Source organism: Hydrogenophaga sp. L310, from assembly GCF_055703065.1.
In genome coordinates this window covers 171,476-189,502 of the sequence record NZ_JBVPZA010000006.1, presented here as the reverse complement: position 1 = coordinate 189,502, position 18,027 = coordinate 171,476, and the positions used below count along the sequence as shown (strand labels likewise).

Here is an 18,027-nt window from a genome sequence, read left to right as displayed (position 1 = left end):
TGCGCACCATGAAACCCAACCATTTCCCCCGCGCCGGGCGCGCAGCAGGCATGCGTGGCTTCACCCTGGTCGAGCTGATGATCGGCATGACCATAGGCCTCATCGTGCTGCTCGGGCTGACGGTTTTTTTCTCCTACAACTCGCGCAATCAGCACGATCTGGAGCGCAGCATCGGGCGCCTGGAAAACGCGCGGTTTGCGCTGGACACCCTGACCGAAGACCTGTTGCACGCGGGTTATTACGCCCAACACGTGCCCGGCAACGCCACCACCTACCAAGCCATCGTTCCCTGTCCTGAGCCTTTGATCCCCCCAAACCCTGATAACCCCTGGAACCTGGGCTGGAACGCGGCCGCGACCAGAATGCCGCCGGCCGTGCAAGGGTTTATGGCCGACGAAGACGATGGCACGCAGGACTGCCTGACGGGCCTGCGCGACAAAGTCGACAAAACCGAGCTCATCACCGTGACCCACGCCGAGACCGGGGACCCCGACCCCGATCTGCGGGACGAGACGAAGACAACCGACCTGTACATCCAGACGAAGGGGTCTGACGCGAACACCCAGGCCACGAGTTGCGCCCCCGACCCCCAGGTCATCGTCGCCACAGGCCCTGCAAGCAACTTTGTGCTGAAGAACGCGGCCTGCAACGCGTTCAATAACGTTCACCGCCTGTCGCAGCGCACCTATTTTTTATCGAAGTGCAACGACTGCACCAACAACGACGGCATCCCGTCCCTCAAGCGGGTTGAGCGTATCGGCGGCAGTTTTGTCGTCAACACGGTGGCCGAAGGGGTTGAACAACTCCAGTTTGAATACGGCGTGGACACCGATGGTGACGGGCAGGTGGATGAAGTGCTGCCTTTTGCCGGCATCACAGCGGTGGATCCCTACGAGTGGCGCAATGTCATGGCCGTGCGGGTGCACATGCTGACCCGCTCCAGCCTGCCCGATCCAGGCCACAAGGAAGAACGCAGCTTCCAGATGGGTGCACTCATCCTCACGCCGGCCGATCTGCCGTCCGGCTTCAAGCGCACCCTGCTCACCACCACCGTGCCGCTGACCAACGTGACGGGCCGGAGAGAATGATGAAACCACGCCTTCAACAACGGTCCGGCAAACAGCAAGGCTCGGTGCTGCTGGTCACCATGGTCTTCCTGCTGCTGTTCGCCGTCGTCGCGACCGCGGTGTTCCGTGGCTCCCAGACCAGCGTGCAGGCGGTGGGCAACATGCAGTGGCGCACCGAGGCCATCAACGCCAGCAACGAGGTGGTGGCCAACATCCTCAGCGACTACGACGGCTTCATCCAGCCCGCACTGACCCACGGCATGGCGGGCCCGGGAGCCCCGAATGCGGCCTTTTCGTCCGATGTCAACGGCGATGGCAAAGCCGATATCGCGGTGAAGGTGGACAAAGTCGAATGCCACTATGTGGCCCCGGTCAAGTGGGAAGATCTCGACGAGGAGAAGAAGGAAGACCAGCAATGTTTCGGCAGCAGCGCCAACCAGATGGGCGAACCGCCAGCGATCTGCTCTGAAGTCCAGTTCTCCGTGGCGCTGACCGCCACCGATACGGTGAGCGCAGCCAACGTCCAGGTCGAGCAGGGTGTGGGCGTGCGCGTGAACAGCGTTACCGATGTTTGCGATTTCTGATCCCCAAGCCGCTTCGGCCCCCCAACACGCCCTCCGTTGACCCGCCCGCGGGAAAGGACCCAACCATGACCACCAGCCCGACCCTCCCCCCCCGCACCCGGCGTCAGCTGCGCCTGCTCCAAGGCAGCACCGTGCTGTTCTCGCTCACCGCCGTGGCCGCGGTCTGGGCGGCAGACACCGACATTTACGGCCCGTCGGCGAACGCCTCCCTGGCGCCCAATGTGCTGATCCACTTCGACAACACGGCGAACTGGTCGGCCCAGAGCAATGCCTGGTATCCCGGCAGCGTCTACGACAAATGCAAGGCGTCGGACACCGGCGGGAAGACCCCCTGCCAGGATGCCGTCACGGCGGTTTTCGGCGCCTACAAGACCGCCTCACTTCTTTGGCCGTGGCAAACGGGCTTTAACGAGTGGAACAGCAGCAAAGCGCCCACCCAGGGGCAGGTGCAGCTGCAGGCCCTGAAATACGTGCTCAACGACATGGTGTGCGCGGCGGCTTCACCCAAAATCGCGATCAACGTGGGACTCTCGCTGTTCAACAGCACCAAGGGTTCCTATCTCAGTTCGAATGACCCAACGGCGGTGATCCACCACGCGGTCCAGCCCCTGAAAAAAGACACGTGTGCGGCCCTGATCGACAAGATCGATACCCTCGCCAAGAACATCAACGACCCCGACTACAAGGCACCGGGGGACGCCAACTACGGATCGGCGGTGTACGAAGCCTTCAAGTACTTTGGCGGCTACACCAACCCCAACCTCGTTGCGACCGACGAGCCGGGCAGCCCTGTCAGCCGTGTCGGGTATGGCACGGGTCGCTTTGGCAACGGCGTTGGCAAAACTGAACTGGCCGATCCTTCGGCGTTCACCGATGCGGGACTGACCAACTACCAACCGCCCGAATCCCAGTGCAACCGCAACTACCTGCTGCTGGTCGGCAATGGCTACCCCAATGCCGAACCCAATGCGGGGCCGCTGGCGTTCAGCGGCATCGGCTATACGCCGCCCACCCTGTCGGCGACCAGTTCCGACACCAGCCGCCTGGCCGACGAATGGGCCTACTTCGCGGCCAACACAGACGTCAACGCCGCCTCGGGGGTGCAACCCTTGTACACCTACACCGTGAACGTGTTCAACGCGCAGAGCGACCTGAAGCAGACCAAGCTGTTGAAATCCATGGCCTCGGTGGGCAGCCCGGACAACGTCTACGTCGAAGTCGGCGGCGACCTGCTGAAACTCATCTCCGAGTTCGAGGATGTGTTCCTCAAGGTCGCGACCGTGGACAGCGTGTTTGCGTCCACGGCGCTGCCGGTGGCGACGAACGCCCAGGGCACCTTCCTTAACCAGGTCTACGTCGGCATGTTCCGCCCCGACGGCGAATTCCGTCCGCGCTGGATCGGCAACATGCGCCAGTACCAGATCGGCACCGTCAACAGCGCGCTCACCCTGGTGGACGCCAACGACAAAGCCGCTACGTCCGGCGGCTTCTTCGCCGCCACGGCCCAGAGCTTCTGGACCTTCGACAGCGTGTTCTTTGACAAGAACCCCATGGGAACGCCCGCCAGCGCCAGCGACAGCCCCGACGGCGCGGTCACCGAAAAGGGCGGCGCGGCGCAGATGTTGCGCCAGGCCAACTTGCAAGACGCCAGCGACCGCAAGGTCTACACCCTGCCGGACAGCCCCGCCGGCAATGCGCTCCTGTCCAACACACCCTTCAATACCACCAACACGGGCCTGGATGCGGCCCTGGTCGCCTGGGCCCGCGGCGAAAACAACTTGCTGGGTCAGCCCTTGCACCTCGGCGCAGAGGCTTTCAACGGCTCCTACAAAGTCGGCTCCACCGTGACCGAACTGGGCAACACCGGCGCGCGCCACAGCATGCACGGCGACGTGCTGCATGCCACGCCCACGGCCATCAACTACGGCGGCAAGGATGTGGTGGTCTATTACGGCACCAACGACGGCTTCTTCCACGCCATTGACGGCCGCAAGAGCGGCACCGGCGCGGGCTCGGAACTGTGGTCCTTCGTTCCGCGGGAACACTACGCCCTGCAAACGCGTCTGCGCAATGGGGAACCCCTGCTGCAGCTTCCCGAGAACGACGACAAGGGCAATCTCATCGCGCCGACCGGCGGTCAGGAGCCGAGAAGCTACGGCATGGACGGCCCGATCGGCAGCTACACCCGCTACGACACCAGTGGCGCGCTGCAGGAAGCCCTCATTTACCCGACCATGCGCCGCGGCGGTCGCACCGTGTACGCGCTGGACGTCACGTCCAAAACGGCGCCCCGCTTCAAGTGGAAGATCAGCGGTGGCAGCGGCGACTTTGCCAAGCTGGCGCAGACCTGGTCCATGCCGCGCACCATCCCGCTGGACAAAACCGCGACGCCCGAGCTGCTCACCGTGATGGGGGGAGGCTACGATCCCAAAGAAGACGACAACGGGTCCGACAACATCGGCAACGCGGTGTTCATCATCAACGGGCGCACGGGTGCCCTGGTCAAGCGCCTCGACACCACTTATTCGGTGCCCAGCGACATCACGCTGGTCGACACCAACCGGGATGGCCGGCCCGACCGGCTGTATTTCGCCGATGTGCGCGGCAACCTCTACCGCGTCTCGGTGCCCGCCAGCGGTGACCTGCTGTCGTCCGCCACCTGGAACACGGTCGAGACCACCAAGATCGCGAATCTGGAAGGCAAGGTCTTTTACCGGCCCGACGTGGTGATGACCAAAACCTACGCGGCGATTCTGGTCGGCACCGGCGACCGGGAAAAGCCCGCACTCAAGGTCACCAGCGACCGCTTCTTCCTGATCAAGGATCCGCTGGCGGCCCCGATCACCACGGCGCTGAGCCTGACCGACATCACCAAGATCGCCACCGTCAACAACACCACCATGGTGCCAGTGCCTACAGGTGACACGGTCAACGCGAACGGCTGCTACATCCAGTTGGCCACCAACGGCGAGAAGGTCATCAACGCGCCCTTGACGGTGTCGGGCATCACCTATTTCGGCACCAACCGGCCGGCGCCGGACAAAACCGACAGTTGCGTGGGCAACCTCGGTCAGGGCTTTGCCTACCAGTTCCCGCTGTTCTGCGGCGTGCCGCTCAAGCCCACCGAGATCCTGGGCGGCGGCATGATTCCCTCGCCGGTGGCCGGCGTGGTCTTGCTGGAAGGTCCTGCGGGCGACGATGGCGAACCCACCACCACCAAGCAGCATTTCCTGATCGGTGGTGCGGGCCCCTCACCCTTGACGGTGACCGATCCCACGCCACTGTTGTCGCCCAAGCGCCGCCCGCTCTACTGGCGCATCAACAACAACAACCGTTGAGATTGCCACCGGTTCGACCCGCCCGTCCCGCGTCCGCGCAGGGCGGGCCGGCTGAGAGATGACGGCGAAGATGGCACCGGCGAACCAACCTGAACCCATGGAATCCCTGAGCCAGCTCGCGACCCACGCCATCAGCCTGTCGGAACCGAATCCCCGGGTCGCCTGCCGCATCGAGACCCCCGACGGTCAGGTTTTCAGCGGCCACACCCAACAGGCGGGCGGTCCCCACGCCGAGGTCATGGCCTTGCGAACGGCACAGGCCGCTGGCGTCTCAGTGCGCGGCGCCACGGTTTATGTCACGCTCGAACCCTGCTCCCACCACGGCCGCACCCCGCCCTGCTGCGACGCCCTGATCGCCGCGCAGGTGGGCAAGGTGGTGGTGGCCACGAGCGATCCCAATCCGCTGGTGGCGGGTCGTGGCCTGGAGCGCTTGCGCGCCGCGGGCATTGCGGTGGAGCTGCTGCCACCCGACAGCGAAGCCGCCCGCGCCTCGCGCGAACTCAACATCGGCTTCTTCAGCCGCATGATCCGGAAGACACCCTGGGTGCGTTTGAAGGTCGCTGCCTCGCTGGACGGCAGCACGGCACTGGGCAACGGGGTGAGCCAGTGGATCACCGGCGAAGCCGCGCGCAGCGACGGCCATGCCTGGCGCGCCCGCGCCTGCGCGGTGTTGACGGGCATCGGCACCGTGCTCGAAGACGATCCGATGCTGGATGTGCGGCTGGTGGACACGCCGCGCCAGCCGCATCTGGTGATCGTTGACAGCCGGCTGGAAACCCCGCTGACCGCCCGCCTCTTCGGCCCGCCCGCCCAGGGGCTGGCGCGCAAGATCTTCATCTATTGCGCCGCCACCGAACCGCAGAAGCAGGCGGCGCTGGAAGCCCGGGGTGCCACGGTGGTCTGCCTGCCCGGCCCCCAGGGCAAGGTGGACCTGGCGGCGATGCTGCGCGATCTGGGCCAGCGCGAGGTCAACGAGCTGCATCTGGAAGCGGGCCACAAACTCAATGGCTCGTTCATCCGCGAAGGCCTGGTGGACGAACTGCTGCTCTACCTGGCCCCGCTGCTGCTCGGCACAGGGGGCCACGGCATGGCCGGTTTTGGTCCGCTGCAGACGCTGGAGGACGGCACGAAGCTGGCTTTTCATGCCATCGACCCGGTGGGTGAAGACCTGCGGATCGTGGCCCGGGTGCGCGGCCACGACGCCTTTTTGCACCCCTGAACACCCCGTTTGCCCTGGGCAGGCCCCCTTCTGGTGCCCGGCCGCCCGGCATTTCTGCCTTTCAGGTGACCCTCGGCCGGAAAGCGCGCGCAAACCCTGCGAAAATACGCGCCTATGTTTACCGGCATCATCACCGGCGTGGGGCGTATCGCCGACCTCCACGCTCTGGGCAGCTCTTTGGACCACGGCAAGCGACTCACGATCGAGGCGCCTCCGGGCTACCTTGACGACGTGGGTCTGGGCGACAGCATCGCGCACAACGGCGCCTGCATGACCGTCACCTCACTGGACGTGCCCAACCACCGCTACACCATCGACGTGTCGGCCGAATCGCTGGCCTGCACCGCGGGCCTGGACACGGTGGGCAACCGCGTCAACCTGGAAAAGGCCTTGCGCGGCAATGACCGGCTGGGCGGACACATCGTTTCCGGCCATGTGGACGGCATCGGCACCGTGACCCGTTTCGCCCGCGTCGGCGAAAGCTGGGAGCTGCGGGTGATGGCGCCGCCCGATCTGGGCAAATACCTCGCCTACAAGGGCTCCATCACCGTCAACGGCGTGAGCCTGACGGTGAACCAGATCCAGGACAGCGCCGCCGGCTGCGAGTTCAGCATCAACCTCATTCCCCACACGGTGGAAAACACCTCGCTCGGCCAGTTGGCCGATGGCAGCCAGGTCAACCTCGAAATCGACACCGTGGCGCGTTACGTGGAGCGCATGCTCAGCGCTTCCGGCACCCAACCCAAGGACTCTTCAGCATGAACGCTCCCGAAACCCTGGCGCCCGTGGCCATCTCCCCGGTGGAGGACATCGTCGCCGACATGCGCGCCGGTCGCATCGTGATCCTCGTCGACGAGGAAGACCGTGAAAACGAAGGCGACCTGGTGCTCGCCGCCGATCATGTGACGCCCGAAGCCATCAACTTCATGGCCCGCTTCGGCCGCGGCCTGATCTGCCTCACGCTCACGCGCGAGCGCTGCGAACAGCTCAAGCTGCCGCCCATGGTCGTGCGCAACGGCGACAAGAAAGGCACGGCGTTCACGGTGTCGATCGAAGCGGCCGAGGGCGTGACCACCGGCATTTCGGCGGCCGACCGCGCGCGCACCGTGCAGGCCGCCGTGGCACCCCAAGCCCAGGCCGACGATCTGGTGCAGCCCGGCCACATCTTTCCGCTGCAGGCTGTTGAAGGCGGCGTGCTCATGCGCGCGGGCCACACCGAAGCCGGTTGTGACCTCGCCGCCATGGCCGGCTGCTCGCCCGCTTCCGTGATCTGCGAAATCATGAAGGACGACGGCACCATGGCCCGCCTGCCGGACCTGCAGCTGTTCGCCGCCGAACACGGCCTGAAGATCGGCACCATCGCCGACCTGATCGAACACCGCAGCCGCGTTGAGAGCCTGGTGCAGAAGCTCGGCACCCGCAGCCTCAACACCGCCTTCGGCGAATTCACCGCCCACGCCTTTCGCGACGGCCCCAGCGGTGCCTTGCACCTCGCATTGGTCAAGGGCCAGTGGGCGCCCGACCAGAGTGTGGCCGTGCGCGTGCACGAACCGCTGTCCGTGCTGGACGCGCTGGAAGTGGGCCGCTCCATGCACAGCTGGAGCCTCGAAGCCAGCCTGCGCCACATCGCCGAATCCGGCGCGGGCGTCGCCGTGCTGCTCAACTGCGGGGAGACGGCCGCGCAATTGCTGGCCCAGTTCGAAGGTACGGCCCGCTCGGCCCAGGCACCCGAACGCGGCCGCATGGACCTGCGCACCTACGGCGTGGGCGCACAGATCCTGCGCGAATGCGGCGTGCACAAGATGCAGCTCATGGGCAACCCGCGCCGCATGCCCAGCATGACAGGCTACGGCCTCGAAATCACCGGATACCTCAGTCGCAACGCCTGAACCTTTTCAGACACAACCAGAAAGAAAATCCCCCATGTTCGGCGCAGACAAAGGCACTCCCAATCCGCTCGATGGCAAAAAGCTCGCCATCGGTATCGTGCAGGCCCGCTTCAACGAAGGCGTCACCGATGCGCTATTCAACGCCTGCCACGCCGAGCTGCTGGCGCTGGGCGTGCAAGAGAAAAACATCACCCATGTGAAGGTGCCCGGCGCGCTCGAAGTGCCCGTGGCCCTGCAGGCCCTGGCCGAGCGCGACGACTTCGACGCACTGATCGCCCTGGGTTGCATCATCCGCGGCGAGACCTACCACTTCGAACTCGTGGCCAACGAATCCGGCTCGGCCGTGACGCGCCTGGCACTGGACTACCAGGTCCCGATCGCCAACGCCATCCTCACCACCGAAAACCTGGAGCAGGCGGTCGCCCGCCAGGAAGACAAAGGCCGTGACGCGGCACGCGTGGCCATCGAAATGGCCCACCTGCTGGAAGACATCGGCTGAACATGAACGACACCACCTCGACCACCACCAGCGCTCCCAAGGCGCGCAAGGCCGCCGACAAATCGGCCCGCACCCGCGCCCGCGAGTTCGCCCTGCAGGCGCTCTACCAGCACATGGTGGGCCGCAACGAAGCCAGCGACATCGATGCCTTCACGCGCGACCTCTCCGGCTTCCACAAGGCCGACAGCGTGCATTACGACGCCCTGCTCCACGGCTGCGTGGCCCAGGCCGACGCACTCGACACGCTGATCACGCCCCTGCTCGATCGCCCGCTGGTCGAACTCTCGCCCATCGAGCGCGGCGTGCTCTGGATCGGCGCCTACGAGCTCCAGCACTGCCTCGACGTGCCCTGGCGCGTGGTCATCAACGAGTGCATCGAGCTGGCCAAGTCTTTCGGCGGCACCGACGGCCACAAATACGTCAACGGCGTGCTGCACCAGCTCGCCGCCCAGCTGCGACCGGCCGAGATCGCCGCCGCACCGAGCAAGGCGCCTGCGCGCAAGCCCTCGGGCCCGCGCAGCGATGGTGCCGACGAAGCCTGAGACCGGAACAACAGCCACAGCATGCGGATTTCCCAACGCGCCCAGCGGGTCGAGCCTTTTTACGTGATGGAGCTGGCCAAGGCCGCGGCCGACATGGCGGCCGCAGCCCGACCCGGCGACCGCCCGATGATCACGCTCAACATCGGCGAGCCCGACTTCACCGCGCCACCGCTGGTACAGCTCGCCGCCGAGCGGGCCATCCACGACGGACGCAGCCAGTACACCGCGGCCACCGGCCTGCCCGCCTTGCGCCGCGCCATCAGCGGCTGGTACGCGGCGCGCTTCGGGCTGGACATCGACCCGGGCCGCATCGTGATCACCGCGGGCGCCTCGGCGGCGCTGCAACTCGCCTGCCTGGCGCTCATCGAGGCCGGCGACGAGGTGCTGATGCCGGACCCGAGCTACCCCTGCAACCGCCAGTTCGTGCAGGCGGCCGAAGGCAAGGCGGTGCTCATCCCCTCCGGCCCGACCGAGCGCTTCCAGCTCAGCGCAGCCCATGTGGAAGCGGCCTGGACACCGGCCACACGCGGCGTGCTGCTCGCGTCGCCGTCGAACCCCACCGGCACCAGCATCGCGCGCGACGAGCTGGAACGCATCGCCCGCTTCGTGCGCGAGCGCGGCGGCGTGACCCTGGTCGACGAGATCTACCTCGGTCTGAGCTACGAGGATGACTACGGTCACAGCGCGCTCGGCCTGCCCGACGGCCTGGGCGATGAAATCATCAGCGTCAACAGCTTCTCCAAATACTTCAACATGACCGGCTGGCGCCTGGGCTGGCTGGTGCTGCCGCCCGCGCTGGTGCCCGTGGTGGAGCGGCTGGCGCAAAACCTGTTCATCTGCGCCAGCACCATCGCGCAACACGCGGCGCTGGCCTGCTTCGAGCCCGAGAGCCTGGCGGAATACGAGCGCCGCCGCGCCGAGTTCAAGGCCCGGCGCGACTATTTCATTCCCGAACTCAACCGCCTCGGCCTGACCGTGCCGGTCATGCCCGACGGTGCGTTCTACGCCTGGGCCGATGTGAGCGGGCTGTGCGAGCGCTGGGGCATCCCGCCGCAGGGCGCGCGGCCCGACGAAGGCGGCAGCTGGGCCCTGGCCTTCGAGCTGATGAAACGCTGCCAGCTCGCCACCACGCCCGGCCGCGATTTCGGCAACGCGGACCCCGGGCGCTACCTGCGTTTTTCCACCGCCAATTCGATGGCCCAGCTGCGTGAAGCGGTGGCCCGGCTGGAGGCGGCCCTGTGAACATCGGGCACGAAGCCACGGACAGCCCTCCGTTCAACTGGCCGGTGCGCGTGTACTGGGAAGACACCGACGCCGGCGGCATCGTGTTCTACGCCAACTACCTCAAATTCTTCGAGCGCGCCCGCACCGAGTGGCTGCGCGGCCTCGGCATCCAGCAGCAAGGCCTGCGCGACAAGCTGGGCGGCATGTTCGTGGTGACCGACACCCAGGTGCGCTACCTGCGCCCGGCGCGCCTCGACGATTTGCTTTTGGTTACCGCCCGTGTGCTGGAAGTCGGCAAGGCGTCCCTCACAATCAGGCAGACTGCGCTCCTGAAAGCGCAGCAGGATGGCGAAGCCGGTTCGCTGCTGTGTGAAGGCAGCATCCGCATCGGCTGGGTGAACACCGCTACGATGCGGCCACAGCGGATCCCTGCCGAGGTGCTGGATGTGATCCAGGCGCCCGCACCCAACACCTGAACCTTTCCCCCTCCAACCACTCCGAACGACATGACCCAAGATCTTTCCATTGTCCAGTTGCTGCTCAACGCCAGTTGGGTGGTCCAGGCCGTGGTGCTGCTGCTGGTGGTGGTGTCCATCGTCAGCTGGGCCGCCATCTTCCGCAAGGTCTTCGCGCTCAAGCGGGTGAACGCGCACAACGAGGTTTTTGAACGCGAGTTCTGGTCGGGCGCCAACCTCAACGACCTCTACGCCGCTGCCGCCCAGAGCGCGCGCCACGGCGGCCCGCTGGAACGCATCTTTGCCAGCGGCATGCGCGAATACCAGAAACTGCGCGAGCGCCACATCAGCGACAACGGCACCCTGCTCGACGGCGCACGCCGCGCCATGCGCGCGAGCTTCCAGCGCGAACTCGACGTCATGGAAGCCAACCTCTCCTTCCTCGGCACAGTCGGCTCGGTGGCGCCCTATGTCGGCCTGTTCGGCACCGTCTGGGGCATCATGCACGCCTTCACCGGCCTGGCCGCGCTCGCCCAGGTGACGCTGGCCAGCGTGGCGCCCGGCATCGCCGAAGCCCTGGTGGCCACCGCCATCGGCCTCTTCGCCGCCATCCCCGCCGTGGTCGCCTACAACCGCTTCGCCCACGACATCGACCGCGTGGCCAACCGCATGGAAACCTTCATGGAAGAGTTCTCCAACATCCTGCAGCGCAACCTGGGCCACCAGTCGGCTTCGGGTCACTGACATGGCAGCCAGCTCCTTACGCCGCGCGCGGCGCACCAAGAACGAGATCAACATGGTGCCGTTCATCGACGTCATGCTGGTGCTGCTGATCATCTTCATGGTCACGGCGCCGCTGATCTCGCCGAGCCAGATCGATCTGCCCAGCGTCGGACAGGCCAACGCGCAACCCAAGGATTTCGTGCAGATCATCATCGACAAGGACGAGATGATCGAAGTGCGTCAAGGCCTGTCCAACAAGGACGGTCGCGACGTCAATATGACGCAACTGGCCGACGAAGTGCGCAAGCTGCAGGCGGCGGCCGAAGGCGGTGAAGCCGCCAAGGTACCCGTCGTCATCAGCGCCGACAAGGGCATCAAGTACGAGACCGTGGTCAAGGCGATGGACACCCTGCAGCGGGCGGGGGTCGAACGCGTCGGCCTGTCTGTTCAAACTTCGCGCTGACCCGCCACGCCGATGCAGATCACCGCCGACACCCACGACCTCAAACCGCCACGCCCGGGCCGCTGGCTGGGGCCCGTGGGTCTTGCGCTGGTGGCCCATGCCCTGCTCATGGGCGCGCTGACCTGGGGCGTGCACTGGCAGAAGGACGAACCGCTGGTGTCGTTCGAAGCGGAACTCTGGTCCAGCGTGCCGCGCGAAGCCGCGCCCCGCGCGGTACAGCCTCCCCCACCGCCTCCGCCACCGCCCGAACCCGAGGCGCGGCCCGAGCCCAAGCCCGAACCCAAACCCGAACCGCGCCCGGCACCACCGCCACCGCCTGCGGTGAAACAGGCCGACATCGCCACCGCGCAGGCCAAGAAGAAGGTCGAGGCCGAGAAGCGGGAGCAGGAGCAGGAGCAGGCCAAAAAGGCCGACGCCAGACGCAAGGCCGAGGCGCTGGAAAAAGAAAAAGAGGCGAAGCAGAAAGCCGCTGAAAAACTCGCGCAGGACAGGAAAGCCGAGGAGCAGAAGAAAAAACTGGCGGAGCAGAAGAAAAAACTGGCGGAGCAGAAGAAGCAGGAACAGGAACGCCAAGCGGCCGAACGCCGCCGCGATGAGCTCTCCGCCAAGCTCCGCGCCGATCAGATGGCCCGGATGATGGGGCAGGTCGGCGCCAGCGGCAGCCCCGATGCACGCGGTTCCGCTGCCCGGTCGAGTGGCCCGTCGTCCGGCTATGGCAACCGGGTGCGTGAGCGCATCCGCCCCAACATCCGCTACTCGGAAGAGTTTCCCCGCAAGCTGCTGGCCGAGATCGAAGTGCGGGCCTTGGCGGACGGCACCATCACCTCGCGCCGTCTGCTGAAAAGCAGCGGCAATGCCGCCTGGGACGATGCCGCCCTGCGCGCCATCGACCGCACCGGCAGCCTGCCGCGCGACGTCGACGGGCGCGTGCCATCGCCGATGATCGTGGAGATGCGCCCGCTCGACTGAGACCCGCACAGCCCAGCCCCCACACCGGGGCCAGGCTCGGCCTCTCAGCGCAGCAGCAGCGTCGGGATGCGCGCCGAACGCAGCAGGTCGGCCGTCTTGCTGCCGAAGAAGAGGCTGCGCAGGGGCGAGTGGGTGTAGGCGCCCATCACCAGCAGGTCGATGCCCCGGGACTGGATGGCCTGCGCGATAACGGTCTCCGGGTCGCCCGGCACGATCTCCCCCACCACGCCAAAGCCGGCACTTTCCAGCTTCTCTGTCGCCCAGGCCATCTGCTTCGGACCCTCCTGGCTGGCCTTGCCCGACATCAGCAGGTAAACGGGCAGGCCTTTGAACAAGGGGCTGGCCGCCACCATCTCGACACCCCGGCGCGTGATGCTGCTGCCGTCGAAGGCGATCAGCACGCGCTCGGGGGCCTTGAAGCCGTCGGTGACGGTCAGGATGGGGCGGTCCAGCGCGCGCACCACCCGCTCCACGTTGCGCCCCAGGTCGCGCTGTGTGCTCCTGGCCGACTCACCGCGCCGGCCCAGCACGAAGAGGCGCACACCGGCCTGCTGTTCGTGCAGGGTCTCGTCAAGATGGCCCATGCGCTGGCGCACGTCCACGGTGATCACGCCGGCTGCCAGCGCGCGCTCGCGCAGGCGGTTGAGAAACAGGCGCCCCTGTTCGCGCGCGGCCTTCGTGCGCGCTTCGTCGGCTTCGGCGAGTTCGCCCAGCAGGTGTTCCTGGGCGTTCGGCGTGAGCGAGCCGCTGTGGTCCTGGATCTGGCTGGTTTCCGGGTGGCGGTCGATCACGTGCAGCAACTCCAGGGGCGCAGCCATGCGCCGGGCGGCCCAGGCGGCGTAGTCGGTCACGTGGTCGGCATAGGTGGACTGGTCCACACAGGCGAGAACTTTGTTGTCGGTGGTCATGTGGTGCTCGCTTTCAGTGACCGGTGAGCAGGTCTTCGGCGCCTTCCTTGTCGTGCACGCCGAACTTGTCCACCATCGTGGCGCTGGCTTCGTTCAAGCCGATGACCTCGACCTCGGTCCCCTCGCGCCGGAACTTGAGCACCACCTTGTCGAGCGCGCTCACGGCGGTGATGTCCCAGAAGTGCGCGCGGCTCACGTCGATGCGCACGCGCTCGATCACTTCCTTGAAGTCGAAGGCGTTGTTGAAGCGGTCGGCCGTGGCGAAAAACACCTGGCCGGTGACGGTGTAGGTGCGCAGGCGGCCTTCATCCTCGGCCAGCGACCGGATGCGCAGGATCTGCCCCACCTTGTGGGCAAAGAAGAAGCCGGAGAGCAGCACGCCCGTGAGCACGCCCTTGGCCAGATCGTGCGTGGCCACGGTGACCACCACGGTCGCCACCATCACCACACTGGAGCTGGCCGGGTGTTCGCGCAGGCTTTTGATCGAACCCCAGCTGAAGGTGCCGATGGAGACCATGATCATCACGGCCACCAGCGCGGCCATGGGGATCTGCTTCACCCACTCGCCCAGGAACACCACCTGGATCAGCAGCACCACGCCCGCCACCAGGGTGGACAGGCGCCCTCGCCCGCCCGACTTCACGTTGATCACGCTCTGGCCGATCATGGCGCAGCCCGCCATGCCACCGATGAAGCCGGTGGCGATGTTGGCCACGCCCTGGCCCACGCACTCGCGGTTCTTGTCGCTTTTGGTGTCGGTCAGGTCGTCGACGATGGTCGCCGTCATCAGCGATTCGAGCAGGCCCACCACCATCAGCGTGAGCGAATAGGGAAAGATGATCTTCAGCGTCTCGAGGTTGAGCGGGATGTCGGGGATCAGGAACACCGGCAGGCTGTCGGGCAGTTCGCCCATGTCACCCACGGTGCGGATGTCCAGGTCGAGGAACATGTAGACACCCGTGAGCACGACGATGGTGACCAGCGGCGAAGGGATGGACTTGGTGATGTAGGGGAAGCCGTAGATGATGGCCAGGCCGGCGGCGGTCATGGCATAGACATGCCAGGTCACGTTGGTCAGCTCGGGCAGCTGCGCCATGAAGATCAGGATGGCCAGCGCGTTGACGAAGCCGGTGACCACCGAGCGCGACACGAAGCGCATGAGCACGCCCAGCTTGAACCACCCGGCGAGCACCTGCAGCACACCCGTCAACACCGTGGCGGCCAGCAGGTAGTCCAGTCCGTGGCTCTTGACCAGGGTCACCATCACCAGCGCCATGGCGCCGGTGGCGGCCGAGATCATGCCGGGCCGCCCACCCGTGAAGGCGATGATGGTGGCGATGGAGAACGAGGCGTACAGGCCCACCTTCGGGTCGACACCCGCGATGATGGAAAAGGCAATCGCCTCGGGGATCAGAGCCAGCGCGACGACCAGACCGGCCAGCACATCGTTGCGGACATTGGACAACCAGTCCTGCTGGAAATTCTTGAACACAACAGACACTCCAGTGACAAAGCGGACAAGCCGCCGCCGCACAAAACGACACAGGGGAAAATCAAAGATCACCGGCCCGTTGGGCACCAGCACAACGGGAGGCACAACGGCCATGAATCCCGGCCAGTTCCGATCCAGTCCCCGGCCTGTGTCTCACCCGGCCTGTGCACCGGCATGCGCGGGGGGCCGGGCAGCCCTGGACGAGGGGATCACTGGAACTTACAAGGGTGACTCCGGGATCTGGACCGAGCCGGGCTGGAGACGCCATGCAGCGCAACCCGGTGGTCATGAAAGCCAACCATTCTAACGGGGCGCTTCGGGCAGCGCCCTGTCGGTGACGGCTGGCGATCAGGGGGGTGCCGCTCAGCCCTCTGTCGGCGAGGTTTCGGCGCCAGCGAGCACGTCTTGCAGCACGCGCTGCAGCTCAGCCGCATCCACCGGCTTGTGCAGCACGGCGGCAAACAGCGACTGCAGCAGCTCGGGCGCGACCTCGTTCGCATGCCCGCTCATCAGCACGATGGGCGGGGGTGAGGTGGTGGCGCGGATGCGATGCGCCAGCCCCACGCCGTCGAGCCCGGGCATGGACTGGTCGGTCAGCACCACATCCCAGCGTTTGCCGGTCTGGGTGAATTGCGCCCAGGCTTCTTCCCCGTCGCGCGAGCGGGTCACGTTCCAGCCCTTGCGCTCCAGCAGCGCGCTCCAGGCGTGACGCACCAGCTGGTCGTCGTCCACAAACAGGAGCTGGTGTCCCGGGTCGTGTCCACCGCCGGGCGCGGCGATCGGGTCAACCGCCACTTCGCGCCGGCTGGCCGGCAGATAGAGATGGAAGCAGGCGCCCCCATCGGGCTCGTTGCGCAGCCCGAGGGCTCCGTGATGGCGCACCACGATGCCCTGTGCCACCGACAGGCCCAGGCCGGTGCCGCGTCCCTTGGCCTTGGTGGTGAAAAACGGTTCGAACACCCGGTCCAGGTGCTCGGGCGCAACGCCAGGGCCATGGTCGCGCACGGTCAGCACCAGGTAGCGACCGGGCTCCAGCCCGGCCGCGCCAGGTGGCACGGCGTGCGCCGGGGGCAGCGGCAGGTCCAGGGCATTGAGCGTGAGTTCGATGCGACCCTTGCCCTGCATGGCGTCGGCTGCGTTGATCAACAGGTTCACCAGCACCTGCTGCAGCTGGGTGGGGTCGGCGTCGACCTCGTCGTCGACGACCCGGTAGTCCACCACCAGCTCGCAATCGCGCGTCAGGCCCGCACCCACCAGTTGCCGGGTTTCCTCGATCAGGCTGGTCCAGTGCAGGCGCCGCAGTTTCGGCGGGGTCTGGCGACCAAAGGCCAGCAGCTGGCGCATCAGGCCATCGGCATAACCCGTCGCCTTCAGGGCCTGCTGCAAGGCTTCGTGACTGGGGTGTCCGGGATCCGGCAGGTCTTCGACGGCCAACCGGACCCAGCCGGTGATGGCGGCCAGCGAGTTGTTGAAATCGTGGGCAATGCCACCGGTGAGACGGCCCAGCGCTTCGGTCTTCTGGCTCTGCATCAGCTGCATCTGCAGCGCTTCCTGGTGTTCGTGTGCGGCGCGCTGTGCATCGGCGTCCTGCCGCGCGCGTGCCAGCAGGCTGTTGATGCCCTCCGCCAACCGGGTCAGTTCGTCGTTGCCCTGCACATGCACCAGGCCCGGCGATGCGATGCCCTGCTGTGTGACGAGATGGAGATCGGTGTGCAGCCGCTGCAGGCGTCGCAGGAGCAGGCGGTCGAGCAGCAACACCAGCAACACGCTGGCCAGCAGCCCCGCCAGGGCGGCCAGTCCCATGCCCTGCCAGGCCAGCGCCTGTCCCTGCTGCTGCAGGCGGCGGTCCAGCGTCAGCACCAGTTCGGCGACGGGCCGGCCCTGATGGTCTTGCAGCACGGCGTGAAGATCGTCGTGGTCGTCGTCCACCGGGACCAGGTGGATGTCCGATCCTCCGTGATCGGGCGCACCGAAGCTCAGGCGCGTCGGCGTCATCAGCACGTCGGCCAACCGCGCGACTTCGGTCTGATCGAAATGGCGCACCATGATGATGGTGCCCTGCGCTGGCTGGTCAGGGTGGTCGGGGTGGTGCACGGCGGCCCCCACCACGATTTCCAGCTGGCCGTTGATCACGCGCAGGGTCTGCAGCACGGTCTTGACGTTGCCGGAAGCCAGGATGGGTGCGATCAGCTCGCGCAGCGGTGCGACGCGTTCGGCCGGCACCTCGGCCAGTCCGTCTTCGCCGCTGCGGGCCACGGTGGCGATCGCCCGGCCCTGCGTATCGAACACCACGACCTCCGAAATGCGCAGGTAGCCCAGGTTCTCGGCACCGAAGTTGTCCGACATGAACCCGGCTTTTCTGCCTGCCACGTAGTCCACGGCATCGCCCCAGTAGGCGTAATCGCGTGCGGTGGCGCCCAGCGCCTGGACCTGCTGGTTGAGCACGCGGCGGGCGCGCTCACCTTCCTGCGCAGCGCGATCGGCCTGCAGGTCGGCGAACGAGTCGCCAATGATGTAGCGCGAGCCCAGCACGACGCTGGTCGCACTGAGGCCGACGATCACGAGCACCAGCGCCCAGGCCTTGTGTTGCAATTTCATGGTTGCATGCACTATCGGCTCCATCGGGCCGGGGTTGAGGAGCGAAAGCCACGACGA

Annotated in this window: 16 protein-coding genes; 13 read left to right on the top strand and 3 right to left on the bottom strand. The window is 66.4% G+C overall.

The features are described from left to right. The first annotated feature begins 8 nt into the window (after nt 1-8). From AC0GNO_RS12620 to tolA, 13 genes are all read left to right on the top strand, one after another. Nucleotides 9-1,088: a PilW family protein gene (locus AC0GNO_RS12620; RefSeq protein WP_472904161.1), complete on the top strand. Its 1,080-nt coding sequence runs from the start codon at nt 9-11 to the stop codon at nt 1,086-1,088. Then, nucleotides 1,088-1,651, top strand: coding sequence for a hypothetical protein (locus tag AC0GNO_RS12615; RefSeq protein ID WP_472904160.1), 564 nt, complete (start codon nt 1,088-1,090; stop codon nt 1,649-1,651). Before AC0GNO_RS12620 ends, AC0GNO_RS12615 begins: the two co-directional genes overlap by 1 nt. A 65-nt stretch (nt 1,652-1,716) precedes the next feature. Further along, nucleotides 1,717-4,989: a pilus assembly protein gene (locus tag AC0GNO_RS12610; protein ID WP_472904159.1), complete on the top strand. Its 3,273-nt coding sequence runs from the start codon at nt 1,717-1,719 to the stop codon at nt 4,987-4,989. 97 nt (nt 4,990-5,086) lie between these two features. After that, complete coding sequence (gene ribD, locus AC0GNO_RS12605) at nt 5,087-6,208, top strand: bifunctional diaminohydroxyphosphoribosylaminopyrimidine deaminase/5-amino-6-(5-phosphoribosylamino)uracil reductase RibD (protein WP_472904158.1); 1,122 nt, start codon at nt 5,087-5,089, stop codon at nt 6,206-6,208. Nucleotides 6,209-6,322: 114 nt separating this feature from the next. Next, nucleotides 6,323-6,970, top strand: coding sequence for a riboflavin synthase (locus AC0GNO_RS12600; RefSeq protein WP_472904157.1), 648 nt, complete (start codon nt 6,323-6,325; stop codon nt 6,968-6,970). After that, entirely contained in the window at nt 6,967-8,097 is a 1,131-nt protein-coding gene (gene ribBA / locus AC0GNO_RS12595; RefSeq protein ID WP_472904156.1) for a bifunctional 3,4-dihydroxy-2-butanone-4-phosphate synthase/GTP cyclohydrolase II, read from the top strand. The genes AC0GNO_RS12600 and ribBA overlap by 4 nt, the downstream gene beginning before the upstream one ends. A gap of 34 nt (nt 8,098-8,131) precedes the next feature. Then, nucleotides 8,132-8,596 (top strand): 6,7-dimethyl-8-ribityllumazine synthase, encoded by a 465-nt coding sequence (gene ribH, locus AC0GNO_RS12590; RefSeq protein ID WP_472904155.1) that lies wholly within the window; start codon nt 8,132-8,134, stop codon nt 8,594-8,596. A gap of 2 nt (nt 8,597-8,598) precedes the next feature. Continuing rightward, entirely contained in the window at nt 8,599-9,138 is a 540-nt protein-coding gene (gene nusB / locus AC0GNO_RS12585) for a transcription antitermination factor NusB (protein WP_291187155.1), read from the top strand. Nucleotides 9,139-9,159: 21 nt separating this feature from the next. Next, nucleotides 9,160-10,380, top strand: a complete 1,221-nt coding sequence (locus AC0GNO_RS12580; RefSeq protein WP_472904154.1) for a pyridoxal phosphate-dependent aminotransferase — start codon at nt 9,160-9,162, stop codon at nt 10,378-10,380. Continuing rightward, nucleotides 10,377-10,838 carry a tol-pal system-associated acyl-CoA thioesterase gene (gene ybgC, locus AC0GNO_RS12575; protein ID WP_472904153.1) on the top strand — a complete coding sequence of 154 codons (462 nt, stop codon included), beginning with the start codon at nt 10,377-10,379 and terminating at the stop codon, nt 10,836-10,838. The genes AC0GNO_RS12580 and ybgC overlap by 4 nt, the downstream gene beginning before the upstream one ends. 30 nt (nt 10,839-10,868) lie before the next feature. Further along, nucleotides 10,869-11,561 (top strand): protein TolQ, encoded by a 693-nt coding sequence (gene tolQ, locus AC0GNO_RS12570; RefSeq protein ID WP_305363075.1) that lies wholly within the window; start codon nt 10,869-10,871, stop codon nt 11,559-11,561. A gap of 1 nt (nt 11,562) precedes the next feature. After that, a complete protein-coding gene (locus tag AC0GNO_RS12565) occupies nt 11,563-12,003 on the top strand; it encodes a biopolymer transporter ExbD (protein WP_472904152.1) in 441 nt (146 codons plus the stop codon). Between the two features lie 12 nt (nt 12,004-12,015). Next, nucleotides 12,016-12,972, top strand: a complete 957-nt coding sequence (gene tolA, locus AC0GNO_RS12560; RefSeq protein WP_472904151.1) for a cell envelope integrity protein TolA — start codon at nt 12,016-12,018, stop codon at nt 12,970-12,972. A gap of 44 nt (nt 12,973-13,016) precedes the next feature. On the opposite strand, the gene AC0GNO_RS12555 is transcribed toward tolA, so the two are convergent. From AC0GNO_RS12555 to AC0GNO_RS12545, 3 genes are all read right to left on the bottom strand, one after another. Next, complete coding sequence (locus AC0GNO_RS12555) at nt 13,017-13,880, bottom strand: universal stress protein (protein WP_472904150.1); 864 nt, start codon at nt 13,878-13,880, stop codon at nt 13,017-13,019. A 13-nt stretch (nt 13,881-13,893) separates the two neighbouring features. Continuing rightward, the gene (locus AC0GNO_RS12550; protein ID WP_472904149.1) at nt 13,894-15,372 is read right to left on the bottom strand and encodes a SulP family inorganic anion transporter; all 1,479 of its coding nucleotides are present in this window, start codon (nt 15,370-15,372) and stop codon (nt 13,894-13,896) included. A gap of 363 nt (nt 15,373-15,735) precedes the next feature. Continuing rightward, the gene (locus AC0GNO_RS12545; RefSeq protein ID WP_472904148.1) at nt 15,736-17,970 is read right to left on the bottom strand and encodes an ATP-binding protein; all 2,235 of its coding nucleotides are present in this window, start codon (nt 17,968-17,970) and stop codon (nt 15,736-15,738) included. Between the last annotated feature and the right edge of the window lie 57 nt (nt 17,971-18,027).